This is a genomic window from Mesorhizobium sp. L-8-10, assembly GCF_016756635.1.
Taxonomy (GTDB): Bacteria; Pseudomonadota; Alphaproteobacteria; order Rhizobiales; family Rhizobiaceae.
This window is the reverse complement of sequence record NZ_AP023263.1, coordinates 7341797-7354487: the sequence shown is the minus strand read 5'-3', so window position 1 is coordinate 7354487 and position 12691 is coordinate 7341797. Positions and strand designations below refer to the sequence as shown.

General features: G+C 59.3%; 12 protein-coding genes and 2 pseudogenes. 11 read left to right on the top strand and 3 right to left on the bottom strand.

Annotated elements, in window-relative coordinates; translation table 11 throughout:
- Positions 1-175: 175 nt before the first annotated feature.
- Together JN280_RS34285 and JN280_RS40415 are read right to left on the bottom strand one after the other, a co-directional pair.
- Positions 176-1201, bottom strand: coding sequence for an IS110 family transposase (locus JN280_RS34285; RefSeq protein WP_202308733.1), 1026 nt, complete (start codon positions 1199-1201; stop codon positions 176-178).
- A 209-nt stretch (positions 1202-1410) separates the two neighbouring features.
- A complete protein-coding gene (locus tag JN280_RS40415) occupies positions 1411-1587 on the bottom strand; it encodes a hypothetical protein (protein ID WP_202308732.1) in 177 nt (58 codons plus the stop codon).
- 348 nt (positions 1588-1935) lie between these two features.
- Between JN280_RS40415 and JN280_RS34275 the strand changes: the two genes are divergently transcribed.
- Complete coding sequence (locus tag JN280_RS34275; RefSeq protein WP_202308731.1) at positions 1936-2898, top strand: LysR family transcriptional regulator; 963 nt, start codon at positions 1936-1938, stop codon at positions 2896-2898.
- A gap of 141 nt (positions 2899-3039) precedes the next feature.
- Here the strand turns inward: JN280_RS34275 and JN280_RS34270 are convergent, their stop codons facing one another.
- Entirely contained in the window at positions 3040-3522 is a 483-nt protein-coding gene (locus JN280_RS34270; RefSeq protein ID WP_244742492.1) for an Lrp/AsnC family transcriptional regulator, read from the bottom strand.
- Between the two features lie 1177 nt (positions 3523-4699).
- Here JN280_RS34270 and JN280_RS34265 point away from each other — a divergent pair.
- The 10 genes and pseudogenes from JN280_RS34265 to JN280_RS40060 all read left to right on the top strand — a co-directional run bounded on the left by JN280_RS34265 (position 4700) and on the right by JN280_RS40060 (position 12602).
- On the top strand, positions 4700-6265 hold the full coding sequence (locus tag JN280_RS34265; RefSeq protein ID WP_244742489.1) for an MmgE/PrpD family protein: 1566 nt from the start codon (positions 4700-4702) through the stop codon (positions 6263-6265).
- Positions 6266-6415: 150 nt separating this feature from the next.
- Positions 6416-6853 (top strand): IS66-like element accessory protein TnpA, encoded by a 438-nt coding sequence (tnpA, locus tag JN280_RS34260; protein ID WP_202308730.1) that lies wholly within the window; start codon positions 6416-6418, stop codon positions 6851-6853.
- A gap of 8 nt (positions 6854-6861) precedes the next feature.
- Positions 6862-7197, top strand: a complete 336-nt coding sequence (gene tnpB, locus JN280_RS34255; protein ID WP_446720799.1) for an IS66 family insertion sequence element accessory protein TnpB — start codon at positions 6862-6864, stop codon at positions 7195-7197.
- Between the two features lie 72 nt (positions 7198-7269).
- Positions 7270-7413, top strand: coding sequence for a hypothetical protein (locus JN280_RS34250; RefSeq protein ID WP_202308729.1), 144 nt, complete (start codon positions 7270-7272; stop codon positions 7411-7413).
- Positions 7410-8012 carry a UPF0149 family protein gene (locus JN280_RS34245; RefSeq protein WP_202308728.1) on the top strand — a complete coding sequence of 201 codons (603 nt, stop codon included), beginning with the start codon at positions 7410-7412 and terminating at the stop codon, positions 8010-8012. Before JN280_RS34250 ends, JN280_RS34245 begins: the two co-directional genes overlap by 4 nt.
- Positions 8013-9093: 1081 nt before the next feature.
- Positions 9094-9564: pseudogene (locus JN280_RS34240) on the top strand (transposase); the annotation flags it as partial.
- Positions 9565-9673: 109 nt separating this feature from the next.
- Positions 9674-11581: a DDE-type integrase/transposase/recombinase gene (locus JN280_RS34235; RefSeq protein ID WP_202308727.1), complete on the top strand. Its 1908-nt coding sequence runs from the start codon at positions 9674-9676 to the stop codon at positions 11579-11581.
- Between the two features lie 46 nt (positions 11582-11627).
- Positions 11628-12260, top strand: a pseudogene (locus JN280_RS34230) (transposase); the annotation flags it as partial.
- Complete coding sequence (locus JN280_RS39740) at positions 12257-12469, top strand: hypothetical protein (RefSeq protein ID WP_244742480.1); 213 nt, start codon at positions 12257-12259, stop codon at positions 12467-12469. The pseudogene JN280_RS34230 and the gene JN280_RS39740, both read left to right, overlap by 4 nt.
- A gap of 1 nt (position 12470) precedes the next feature.
- A complete protein-coding gene (locus JN280_RS40060) occupies positions 12471-12602 on the top strand; it encodes a hypothetical protein (protein WP_274609048.1) in 132 nt (43 codons plus the stop codon).
- Positions 12603-12691: the final 89 nt, after the last annotated feature.

Genomic DNA, 12691 nt, shown 5'->3' with positions numbered 1-12691 from the left:
TGCTCCCCGGCCAAGATGGAGATCCGCGCAGCCTGGTCCTCATAATCACAGCGGTCTCGATCGACCGTTCAGTGGGTCCAGGTTTCCAGGCTGCCGTTCGACTGTCAGGCCATCTTCTTCTCACCACTCGCAGATAGTTGTGGCTCCAGCTCTGTGGCCGAAGCCCTTGACTTGCCTATACCGCCGCGATCGCCGGATCGAAGCCTTGTCCCTTGCGCAGCACCGCCCAGACGATGCGGGCCAGTTTGGCCGCCAGCGCCACCACGACAACATTCTTGTGCGTTCGCTCCGATAGATTGCGGACCCACCGGCCGAGCGGGGTGTCCTGAGCCGTGATGCGCGGCAGCACCGCACGCGCGCCATGGATCAGGTTCGCGCGCAAATATCGGTTGCCGCGCTTGGATATGCCGAGCAGTCTCGGCTTGCCTCCGGTGGTCGCCTGCCGCGGGGTCAGGCCCAGCCAGGCGGAAAGGTCGCGGCCGCGCCCGAAGCTGCGCGCGTCACCGACTGCGGCAACAAGCGCTGTGGCGTTGATGACGCCGATCCCTGGGATCGTCGCAAGCCGGCGTGCCATTTCGTCCTTCCGCGCCATTGCCACGAACTCCGCATCGAAGGCGGCAATCCGCCCATCAAGGTTGCGCCATTCGGCGCGCAGGTCCTCAATGAGCCGGCGCATGCGTGGCGATAGTCGGGGATCGGCCTCGTCCGCAAACACTGCCAGCTGAGATTCTAACTGCTTGCGCCCCTTCGGAGCTATGATCCCGCGCTCCAGCAACAGCGCTCGCAGATGATTGATCAGCGCCGTGCGTTCCGTCACTAGGCGCGAGCGCGCCCGATGCAAGGCCTGGATGTCCGATTGCGGCTCGCTCTTGACCGGCACGAAGCGCATCGTCGGCCGCGTCGCGGCTTCCGCGATCGCCTCGGCATCGTGGTCGTCATTCTTGTTCGCCTTCACATAAGGGCGAACATATTCCGGCGACATCAGTCGGATCGTGTGACCAGCAGCGCCGAGCACGCGGCCCAGGTAGTGCGCACCGCAGCAGGCTTCCATCGCCACAATGCAAGCCGGTAAGGTGCCAACGAAATCCGCAACGCCATCGCGACGAAGACGTCGGCGCAGAACCACCGCGCCTGTCTCGTCCAGCCCAACGAGGCTGCACACGTTCTTGCCAAGATCAATACCAAGCACGAAGATCGACATCGGTCCGTTCCTCTCTCTTTCGAAACAGAGCGATCCTAACCGATCGCTCCCGAGAGGGGCGGGCCATCCCATAATCACTGTCCGGGACTTAGTGAAATCGGCGTCCGGGACTTACCGAAACACGCAGGTCAAGCGTGGCTAGACCGATGCTGCTGATGCGGAAGCGATCTGCGAGGTCGTTACCAGGCCGCCCCAGCCCATCTTGACGGTCAAATCGGAAGTTCAATAGGCTGTCTGCTCTCATGCTCGACAAGGCGCGAGAACTCCTGGTTCGCCAGAAGACGATGTTCACCAACGCCATTCGCGCTCATCTTGCCAAGTTCGAGCTGGTTGCCGCGCAGGGGCCGGGGGGATTGCCGGCGCGTCTGCTGCTGTTCGATTGTCATCGAGAGCAACTCCCGCGTGATGCCTGGTCGCGCAAGCCGACCCTGGACGCAGGCGGTTCCCGCATCCGGTCTCGAACTTAGTCTGCCAGCTTTGTTATCCCTTGCTAATCTACCCGCGATCACATTTGAATGGCTTGACGCCCTTTGTCGCGTTGGCTTCTGGCCCACGCGGATTTGGTGCACATCAGCAGCCTAATGCCTGTCCACTTTGAGGGGCGCACTCCATGGTGGATCTATTGCGAGCGAGAAGTGACAGTAGTAGCGTTTTCATCTTGAGGCATTGGGCAAAGTCAGAGTTGACGACTCTGATCGTGGTGCCTAGTTTTCTGAACGGAGCCGGCCGGACACGTGGATAATCAGATCGAGCTTCGCGCCCTCAGGCATTTCATCCGAGCGTCCGAACTTGGCAGTATCAGCCGAGCTGCGGTCGAGTTACGCATAGCGCAACCCGCATTGTCGAGGCAAATGCGTCGCCTGGAGGAAACCCTCGGGGTGCAATTGTTCATTCGCGATGGCCGCGGAATTAGGTTGACGGAAACCGGCGCCAAGCTCCGCGATGAAGTTGCGAATGTCTTGCTGCGACTGGAAAATGCCTGCCTTCAGGCTCGTGTCGATGAAGGGAGCCCGTCCGGTGTCATTCGCGTGGGAGTTTTGCCCAACCTGGGCCCAACCTTCATGGCGGAGCTTATTTTGGGCTGCCGTGAAAAATTCCCGCGTATCAAGCTGAAATTGTTTGAGGGTTTCACCTATCAAACCGCGAACTGGATCCAGAGCAAACAGATCGATCTAGGCTTCGCCTACGACGTCGATAGCTATCGTCATCTTAGCTCCGAATTCCTCTTCAAAGAAAAGGTCTATTTGGTTGGATCTACGAAAAATTGGCCCTTCGGTGAGAGCGTCTTGTTGCCTGAATTGGAGGGCCTTCCGCTGATTATTCCAGCGCCGCCGAGTTACACACGGCGACGCCTCGAGGCAGCCGCACAGGAGCAAAAGGTGGAATTGACATTCAAGTACGAGATCGACTCTATAGCCCTAATTAAACGAATGATTGGGTTGGATGAAGGCTACGGGATTTTCACTCGCGCATGCTTGTGGGAAGATCTCGGAGGCCGCGACCTGTCGGTCGCGGCGATCGAGGGGTCTTCGCTGAGCTTTGACTTGGCGCTCACAACCGCATATGGAACGATATTGCCAGCTGCCGCACGGCACATCATATCATTCCTTGAGCAGATGGTTCGACGTTACGTCGAACTCGGGCGCTGGTCAGGCGAGTTTATCACTGGCGCTACGAGTTCATCGACAAACACTTGAAATGGCCTGATGAGTATTTGGCCGTTGTATAACTGACTATTTATCATGGTCTATCCCGGGGCTACTTGCGAAGATTCCATGTTATTGTGCCAATCATCGAGTATCTTCGGAGGTCGCAGCTGCTCGACGGGATTTTCCATTCTATTCGTCAATTGGCAGAGCCAATGATGTCTTAATTCGATCCATTACGACCATCGTTTTAAAGCCCTTGATATCGGGGTGCTCATGAAAAAAGCGACGCGTAAATGCCTCGTATTCAACCATATCTCGCACGGAAATTGCGAGAACAAAATCAGCCTCACCTGTCACGTAATATCCGTTCATAATCTCGGGCGTGCGCCGGATCGCTTGTTTAAACCGATCGATGATATCAGCGCGATCGCGCTCTAAAGTGATTGAGGCTAGCATGAGCATGGGCCTACCGATCGCTTCTGGCGAGATTACAGCAACATCTGCCTGAATCACACGCGCATCTCGAAGCCGCTTCAATCGCCGCTGACATGCGGTTGCCGAAAGGCCCGCAAGTTCGCCCAATTCCTCCGTGGTAAGGCGATTGTTGCGCTGTACGGCAATGAGGAGTTTCCGATCAATTCGGTCCAAATCCGGTGACAGTGTATGCAACACTAGGGCCTCCTCGCAGGAAAACTGCACGATCTCGCTAATATTAGCCCGACTGCTGCGACGCCGCGCTCATACCGATTTCATATATCTGTTATGCGCTCGCGATCTCCGGGTCGGGCTGTGCCTTGCGCGCGAACGCCCATACCACGGCAGCGCCCGGGAGCGCCCCAACCTTGGCCGGATTTTGGGTGAGGCTTCCCCTCGCCCAGCCGATTGAATGCTTCGATGGATTGATGTATCGGCCAAAGAGGCAAGAGTCTTCCGGATGCGAACCCGGTAGACTCCAGGAGAGGGCAACAAGGGACGCGTAGGTTGGTCGTCTCGACCGAATCGGTCGCCTGATATCGGATGATCGTGCTTCGCGTGATTATCATTCGATGTGACGACGGTAGTTTGTCAGCGGTGCCGCCCAATCAGCGGAATTGCTCGGCGCACATTCCGGCGGAGGAGCCTCATGTACTCAGATCTTGAAAGATCCGATGGCTCTTGCATCTGGATCAAAGCGCTCGCCGCGTTGAATGGTATTGCCACCGCATTTTTTGCCCGTTCCGGCCGGCGTACCTCTTTTGGACCGACTCCCGTCCCGGACATTAAGGCTCGGACGCAGACCGTTCTCGATCAAGCCGTATCTCAGGATGATAGATGTCGCTTCGCGGATAAGCACTTCGCAAAATTGTGCCGAATCGCAAATATGGCCGCCATATCGACTTCTTCGGATTGATAGCGGCGCGTCATGGGACCGATACGCGCGCCAATAGTCCTTTACGGTGCCTTGATCTTCAATGCAGTGAAGGAGGTCTCGGAGTTAGGCCGATGCCGAGATCGAGATGCGTCGGTGCCCTAGCGGCGCGGCATTCGACGCGATGCTGCGATGCTGAGGGTACCCGCAACTAGCGCTACCCCCTCAGCGAATTTGCAGAACTCTAGACACACCACCAGAACATAGCCATGCCGCCCTGCCAAACAATCGGAAAGGCGTGTCAACGCGGTGCTGACCTTCCTTTGGTCCGGCGGCGGGACAGTTCACGCAAGGGACCAAAAACGCCGTTTTCCTGCGCGACAAAGGAAAACTTTGCGCTGCAGTGTGACTTGGGGCTTGCTAGGGTCGGGCGCTGGCAAGGGTGCAGTTCCCGCATAGCACTTCAAGAGCCTCGGAGCTAGTCTTACGCCGAGGAAACGGATGATCTCTGAAACGCAGCACTTCAGTCGGTGGTGTCGGGACATCGTACTATGGAGCGGAACCGGCGAGCCTATTGCATTCCTGCACGGTACCGGCTTCGGCGCAGACGGAAAGAGCTCCTTTGTACGGCAGCTCAACGAGCTGTTGACACAGGTTGGAGGTTTGGCGATGGATTTGACGACGCAACTCATTAGGCACGTTCTCGATTCTCGTATTGAGATAATACCTAAAGAGGCCATCGAACGCGCGAAACTCTCCATTCTCGACACGCTTGCCAGTGCGATCGGAGGCTCGGACGACCAGATCGCGCACTTCGCCCGTCGCCTTGGCGTTTTGTCCGGCGGCAAGGCAGAATGCACCGTCTGGGTTTCTGGAGAAAAGCTTCCTGCCTGCTTGGCGGTGCTTGTCAACGCCACCACGGCTAGAGCTATCGACTTTGATGATACCTACGAGCTTTGTATTAACGGCTGCCACGCAAGCGCGTACAATGTGCCGCCGGCACTGGCGCTCGCGGAACGCGATCCTTCTATTACCGGAGGCGAACTGCTGGTCGCACTAGCGACGGCTATGGATCTGCACATGCGTCTTGCGCGTAGCGTGACGACCCATTCCTTAAAAACCGGCCGCGACAATATGGTCGCTGTCTGGGGCACCACCGCGGTTAGCACCAAGTTGCTGCGGCTCGACGAAGAGAAAACCCGGAATGCATTCGGCATTGCTTACGCCCACGCTGCCGGAGAAGTACAGATGTATGAAGAAGGCGCCCACACTGTGTCGCTGCAACAAGGATTGCGAGCTCGCTCGGGGTTGGAATCGGCCCTGTCAGCTATGGTGGGTTTCAACGGCCCTCGGGAGCCGTTCTTTGGCAAGTATGGCTTTTACAGAGCCTTCGAACCTGAGTACGACCTCGATTTGTTGATGGGGAAACTAGGTGACGACTTTGTGAACACTGAGATCAGCTTCAAAGCTTGGCCAGCCTGCAGGGCTATGCATCCGGGGATCGATGGACTAAGGCAATTGCGCGACAAGTACGGCTTTAGGGGGGAGGATATCGTTTCACTTGAGCTCGGGGTGAACCGTCTCGTCGCTGATAGCTATGTGGTACAGCCGCGCGACCAAAAGTGGAACCCAAAGGACCCGGTCGTCGCGCGCTTCAGCCTGCCTTACGTCATCTCAGTCGCAGCCCAACACGGCAGAGTAGCAATTAGCGATTTCAGTCCGGAAGCACTTGAGGATCCGGGCGTGCGCCGGATCATGGCTGCCACGAAGATCGAAGTTGATCCAGAGATCAATAGTACTCACGGTCTGCACCAAAATTCGCCGACAGCAGTTACTGTGAAGCTAAGGGGCGGCGCAGAACATTTCATTCGGATTGACAAGCCATTCGGACATCCGGACAATCCGGCTTCGCTCGCCGATGGCATGCGTAAACTCAAAGCTTGCGCCGAAACGTCCATGTTGCCGTTCTCCGATCCACAGCTCGAGTTGATTGGGGAGTTCGTCGAGGGCCTTGAAAAACGGCCCACGTTGGCACCGCTATTCGAGCTGCTTGTTGGCGGTAAGTAGTCGCGAACTTGCGAAAACAATGCTGGGTCTCGACCGCACTGGCTGCGCTTTCGATAATCGCTGCTCGCCGACGAAACCAAGCGCAGCCGCTCCGTAAGCGATGCGCCAAGGCACCTTGCAATAGGCCGATGAACATGGAGTTTTCGCGCCATGACATTGGAACATGCGAGGGGCGATATGGTCGCCGAGTTAAGCGGTGCCGCGGCGGCCGAAGATCTTGCAACGGTGCCCGGGCGCGTGCGGCAACGAAGGCTGTGGAGTTGCACCGAGAAGCGCGCGTTGGTTGATCTGGCGAACGCGGCGGGGTCGTCGGTGACGGAGGTCGCGGAAGCGTTCGGCGTAGCTCCGTCACAGCTCTATGCCTGGCGCAAGCAGATGGCCGGCGGCGAGCTCGATGCCGATCAGGCGATGGCGACCTTCGCGCGGATCGAGGTGAGCGATCTGCCCGGTGTCGAACGCCCCGTCGCCGATTGCCTGGACCCGGCCGGCAGGATCGTCGTGGCCTTTCCGAGCGGCGCGCGATTGCGGATTGACGGGACCGTTGATCCGACAGCGCTGCGTATCGTTCTGGCGGAGTTGACCAGGTGATCACGGTAGTGCCGACCGACCGGATTTATCTGTGCTGCGGCGCGACCGATATGCGTCGCGGGATCAACAGCCTGGCGCGGATGGTGCAGCAGGTGCTCGCGCTCAATCCGCACACCGGCGCGATCTTCTGCTTCCGTGGACGCAAGGGCCATATCATCAAGATTTTGGCGCACGACCAGGGGTTCTGCCTTTTCACAAAGCGGTTGACCGATGGTTGTTTTGCCTGGCCCGTCACCAAGGATCAGGTCGCCGTTTCGCTCACCAAGGCGGAGCTTTCGCTGCTTCTGGAGGGGATCGACTGGCGCCAGCCGAGCAAGACTTATCGGCCGCGTCTGGCCGGCTAATTTTGCTCGTTTGTTATTGATTTTGTGTCGATTTTGCTTCCTTGAAGGAGCTCTTTCGGGTATGTAATTTGGGTGTCGGAACAAGCTCCCTCAATCGCTGATTTCCTCGCCCAGATCGCGCTTCTGGAGGCGGCCGTTTCTGCCCGTGACACCACCATCGCCGAACGCGATGAGCAGCTGCGCCGCGAAGAGATGCAGCTCTCCTTGGCGGCATGAGCGCGCTCGATGCCATGGCGCTGTCGGACGAGGCGCTCGAGGCCTGGATGGCTGCCAAGACCAACCGTCGCCCGCTGGTGCGGACCATGTCGGCGCTGGATGGCTTCGTAACGGCGGCGGTCACCGGGCCGCGCTACCCGGACCCGCAAGACTGGATGTGCCCGCTCTTGGGATTGCCGCGCGACGTCCTGGCCAAAGGCTCTGCAACCGATCACGCCGTGTTTGCCAGCGTCGCCAGGATCCACAACCGGATCAACGAGACGCTCTTCGACAGACCGCAGGATTATGCGCCCCGATTCGCCACCAAGCCCAGCGGCGGCATCGACCCCCGGCCGTGGTGCCAGGGGTTTTACGCGGCCATGAATCTCAACATCAAAAAATGGAAACGACTACTCGACATCGACAACCCCAACCACGGCCTGCTGCTGCCGATCCTGATCTACTGCGTCGACAAAAAGGGGAGGCCCGTCCTCGGCAAGCCCAGGCCGGGGCCCGAGACCGCGCACTTCATCGAGCACGAGGCCTACAAAGACATCGCCCTCGTCATCCCCGCCCTGCGCGAACTCCATTACGTCACCCGTTATGACGATCCGAAGTGATCGCCGCCGGCGCGCCGACTAACGGCTGACCTACCATAGACGCATCACAAGACGATATTGGGAGGTGCCTTGGCGCACCGCTTACGCCGCTCCTCGCAGCCCAAGCACGGCGTCGTCTTCGCTGGCAACGCATATCGTATTCGGAAGCCCTCTAACCAGAGGTGGACGGCTTCAAGGTTCTGAAGCGGACCCGACGCATAACGGAGTGAGGGTAACGCGCCTGAAGCGCGCCCCGAAGCGGTCCTGCTAGTCGAGACGCCCACCACGGCATTCCAGAACCCGATGCGACGCCGACGCAAGCCGGGTCGGCATTTCAACGTCCGGCGCTTAGGGTCAATGATGACTCCGCTCCAAATTCGCAATTGTTCCAGACCGACAACGGTCTGGGTGAGCGCGAATGATGGCTAGAACGCCGAGTTCCTGTGCCGAGAGAAGGACAATTCCTGCATTGCCGCGCCCTGATGCTACCGTTGATACTCAAAATAGAGGTCGCATCGTCCGGCCCAAGGGAACAGCTTCTTAATGAGGAGCATTCCAATTTCCAATGTCGCAGGAACTCAACTGTCTCAGCCGCCGCGACACTGCCGGCCGGCTCAGCAGACGTGAACTTCTCGGCCCGCGACGGCGCTCGGCGTCTCAGCGACGTTGGCAAATTCGCTCTTTGCCAGCGCTGCGCGCTCCCAGGCTCCGTAGCGGCATCCTGAAAGCCCGTCTCCAGGGCGGTGAGGCGACCAAAGTCTCACCCGACAGCGTTCACGCGAACGCCACTTCCCGAAAGTGTGTCAGCAACGTGCTTTGCTATGGGCACGCATGACATTCGACAGCAGCAGGTGGCCTGTCGCCTCACGAACGCCTGCCGAGGAATGTTGACATCGGAACGGCGCGCCAAATCTGCAATGACGCCATGAGCGCTTGCGCATCCCCAGTTTTCCGAAGCTGACCCCAGCTTTGTCCACTTCGACCTGTTAAGACCACAAATTAGAACTTCCGCTCCGTCATTAGCTAGCAGGCTGTTGAAAAAGGGCTCGCGACAGTCTCAGGTTCGTGATTCACTCTGACCACGAAGAGGTGGGAGTGAATCGTGCGGGGTGGTGACGGACAGACGGGCGAACTGTTCAGCTACGTGGACCTCGAGGCTCGGGTGCGGCGCGATCATCCGTTGCGCCGTATTCGGGCGATTGTGAATGAGGCGCTTTCGGCGTTGGAGCGGGAGTTTGCGGCGCTGTACTCGCCGATTGGGCGGCCGTCGATCCCACCGGAGAAGCTGCTGCGAGCGATGCTGCTGCAGGCGTTCTACTCGATCCGCTCGGAGCGGCTGTTGATGGAGCGGCTGGAATACGACCTTCTGTTCCGCTGGTTCGTCGGGATTGGCGTCGACGATGCGGCCTGGGATCATTCGGTGTTCTCCAAGAACCGTGACCGGCTGCTGGAGGGCGACATCGCTGCAAAGTTCCTGGCGGCGGTGCTGGCGCAACCCAAGGTGAAGAAGCTTCTGTCGACGGATCACTTCTCGGTCGACGGCACGCTGATCGAGGCCTGGGCGTCGATGAAGTGTCGCATTGCCTCAAGGAAAATGTTACCGCGCGGGTTCGTTGCCTCACCTAAAATGTTACCCGTGAAGGCGCATGTCGCCATGGTGCCTTCACCACCAGGGAGGCAACATGAAGACGAAGATGACACATGCCATGCGTATGGAACTGGCCAATGCAGTCAGGGATCGCTATGCGGCCGCGACGACCAAGGACAAGCGCCGGATCTTGGAGGAGTTCATTGCGGCGACGGGGTATCACGAAAAGTCCGCAATCCGTGTCCTGAACAGCCACCCGGAGCCGAAGCACCGTCAGACCCGCCAACGCCTGTCGCTCTATGATGAGGCCGCTCGGGCCGCCTTGATTGTGCTGTGGGAAGCTTCAGATCGAGTCTGCGGCAAGCGCCTCAAGGCACTGCTGCCCATTCTGTTGCCGGCGCTGGAACGCAATAGACATTTGAAGCTCGAGGAGGAGATACGCCACAAAATTCTGTCGATGAGCGCCGCGACGATCGACCGCTTGCTCCAGATGCCAAGGCGCAACATGCGTACGAAAAAGAAGCCAAGGGTTGTGCCAGAGCCCCGGCGGCGCATCAAAATGCGCACCTTCGCTGACTGGAACGAGCCGCTTCCAGGCAGCATGGAAATGGACCTGGTTGCTCATTGCGGAGAGGTCAACCGCGGTAGCTACGTTCACAGCCTGGTTATGACCGATATCGCGAGCGGATGGACGGAGGCCGCGCCCATCGTAGTCCGAGAAGGCACCCTCGTGGTCGAGACACTCGACCGGATCCGCATGGGCTTGCCCTTTGCCCTGAGAGCGCTGGATGTGGATAATGGCAGCGAGTTCGTCAACAACAGGCTGATCGAATATTGCCTTGGTCACGGCATCGAACTCACTCGCTCGCGGCCTTACCGTAAGAACGACCAAGCGTGGATAGAGCAGAAAAATGGCGCCGTTGTACGGAAGCTCCTGGGTTATCGGCGCTTTGAAGGCTTGGCGGCCGCCAGGGCGATCACCCGCCTCTACGGGGCATCCAGGCTATTCGTGAACTTCTTCCAGCCCTCATTCAAACTGGCTGCCAAGCAGCGCGACGGAGCGAAGGTCGCCAAGCGCTATCATCCGCCGCAGACGCCCTGTGAGCGTCTCCTGCAGGCGGAGGGCATCCCGATGGCTGCCAAGAGCAAGCTGCGCGAGATCGCCGCCGACCTCGATCCGCTGAAGCTTCTGGAGGAAATGCGAGCCGTGCAGGCCTATCTCGCAGCCCTGGCTGACGGCGAAGCACCGCCGCCGACGACATCGGAACCGCCCAACCTGGCCGCGTTCGTAGCCAGCCTATCGAGCGCCTGGCATGCGGGCGAGATACGTCCGACCTTCTCCATTGAGGCCAAACCGCGTTACCTGCGAAGTCTACAAAAGGTCTCGACACAAACCCTTATTGCGAGTCCCACCGCCACGCTCAAACCGGTGATCCCACCCACTCCTCCCGTGACAGCCGCGAAGATGCAGGAGAAGCCGAAGCCGGTCTACGCCGAGCCTGGCCAAGCCCGCGTCCAGGCGCTCCGCATGGTGTGGCCGATCGTTTGTCGCCGATTGGAGGAATTCCCCAACATCAACGCCACGCAGCTCTTCGAGGAGCTGTGTGTCCAGTTTCCAGGTCGATTTACCCGCAAGCAGTACAAAACACTCGTTCGACGGGTCAATCTCTGGCGCCAAGCGGCTCGCGCCCGCGGTGTTGTCGTTGGGCCAAAGACTTATCGTCGGCTCAACGACAAACCGCGCGGCCGACGTCCCGACATCTTCAAGGACCATTGGGAAGAGATGGCACGATGCCTTGAAGAGCGTCCGGATCAGACCGCACTTGAACTTCTCGTCGAGTTCCAGGTCCGTTATCCTGGACGATACAGCTTGCACCAGCTTCACACGTTGCAGAAGCGAGTAAGGGCGTGGCGACAACAAGCCGTGCAGCGGCTCATCGGCGAGGTCAGCCGCCTAGCGCCGTATGTCGCTTCAGATTCCGCACGTCTGGCGAGCGGGTAACATCCTTGGTGAGGCAGCCGGTAACAAAATTACGTGAGGCAACACGACAATGAAGAGCGTCAAGCCGAAGGACGGCCCAAGCGGTGGTCATGGCGAGCCGCCGGCAGACGGCGGCGGACGCAATGCGGAAGCGGACTTCCACGGCGAGAGGCGATCGAACGAGACGCACGCCTCGACCACCGACCCCGACGCCAGGCTCTATCGCAAAGGGCGGGGCAAGGAGGCGAAGCTCTGCTTCATGGGGCATGGGCTGATGGAGAACCGCCATGGCCTTCTGGTCGACGCCTGCCTGACGTTTGCCGACGGGCATGCCGAGCGGGTGGCGGCCCTGCACATGATCGAACCGCGTGCGGACCGTCCGCAAACAATCACACTCGGTGCCGACAAGGCTTATGACGCGCAGGACTTCATCAATGAGCTGAAGGTGACGCCGCATGTGGCGCAGAACACCGGCGGCCGGAGTTCGGCGATCGACGGGCGCACGACGCGGCATAGCGGCTATGCTGTCAGTCAGCGTATTCGCAAGCGCATTGAAGAGGCGTTCGGATGGATCAAGACGGTCGCCGGACAGGCGAAGACGAAGTTGCGTGGCCGCGACCGCGTCGGATGGGCCTTCACTTTCAACGCCGCCGCCTACAATCTCGTGCGGTTGCCGAAGCTGCTGGCGGTGCCGACATGATCGCACCTGCCGGCTGTCAACTGATCGGCCGCTGGCGGATCATCGAAGCTGACCTGTGGGATCGCGGCTATCTCGACCTCGGCGGACCCGCCACGATCACCATTGGGGCCGACAACCACGGTGAGATCGCCTTTGGCGCCCTGCAAGCCGGCCCTCGATCTCGGGTACGGGCCCTCAATGGTCTTCTTCACATGGGCCGGCTTCGATGAGATGGACGAAGTCACTGGCGACGGCTCCGCAGAATTGCTCGACGACGGCTCGATCGGCATCACCTTCGCCTATCGCAACGGCGAAGAGGCTATCCTCAAGGCTAAACGTGATCCTTCTTCAACAGCCTGCTAGTCGTCTTTCGATCGTAAAGCCCGGGACCATTGCTGGCGGTCATAACCAGTATCTTCCTGCCATGATCATTCATTTCCACGACCTTTTCC

What these genes read in the sequence shown, in the direction of transcription:
- JN280_RS34285 (WP_202308733.1), bottom strand. Translation starts at nt 1,201, where the DNA reads ATGTCGATCTTCGTGCTTGGTATTGATCTTGGCAAGAACGTGTGCAGC.
- JN280_RS40415 (WP_202308732.1), bottom strand. Translation starts at nt 1,587, where the DNA reads ATGACAATCGAACAGCAGCAGACGCGCCGGCAATCCCCCCGGCCCCTG.
- JN280_RS34265 (WP_244742489.1), top strand. Translation starts at nt 4,700, where the DNA reads ATGATCTCTGAAACGCAGCACTTCAGTCGGTGGTGTCGGGACATCGTA.
- tnpA (WP_202308730.1), top strand. Translation starts at nt 6,416, where the DNA reads ATGACATTGGAACATGCGAGGGGCGATATGGTCGCCGAGTTAAGCGGT.
- JN280_RS34245 (WP_202308728.1), top strand. Translation starts at nt 7,410, where the DNA reads ATGAGCGCGCTCGATGCCATGGCGCTGTCGGACGAGGCGCTCGAGGCC.
- JN280_RS34235 (WP_202308727.1), top strand. Translation starts at nt 9,674, where the DNA reads ATGAAGACGAAGATGACACATGCCATGCGTATGGAACTGGCCAATGCA.
- JN280_RS39740 (WP_244742480.1), top strand. Translation starts at nt 12,257, where the DNA reads ATGATCGCACCTGCCGGCTGTCAACTGATCGGCCGCTGGCGGATCATC.
- JN280_RS40060 (WP_274609048.1), top strand. Translation starts at nt 12,471, where the DNA reads ATGGACGAAGTCACTGGCGACGGCTCCGCAGAATTGCTCGACGACGGC.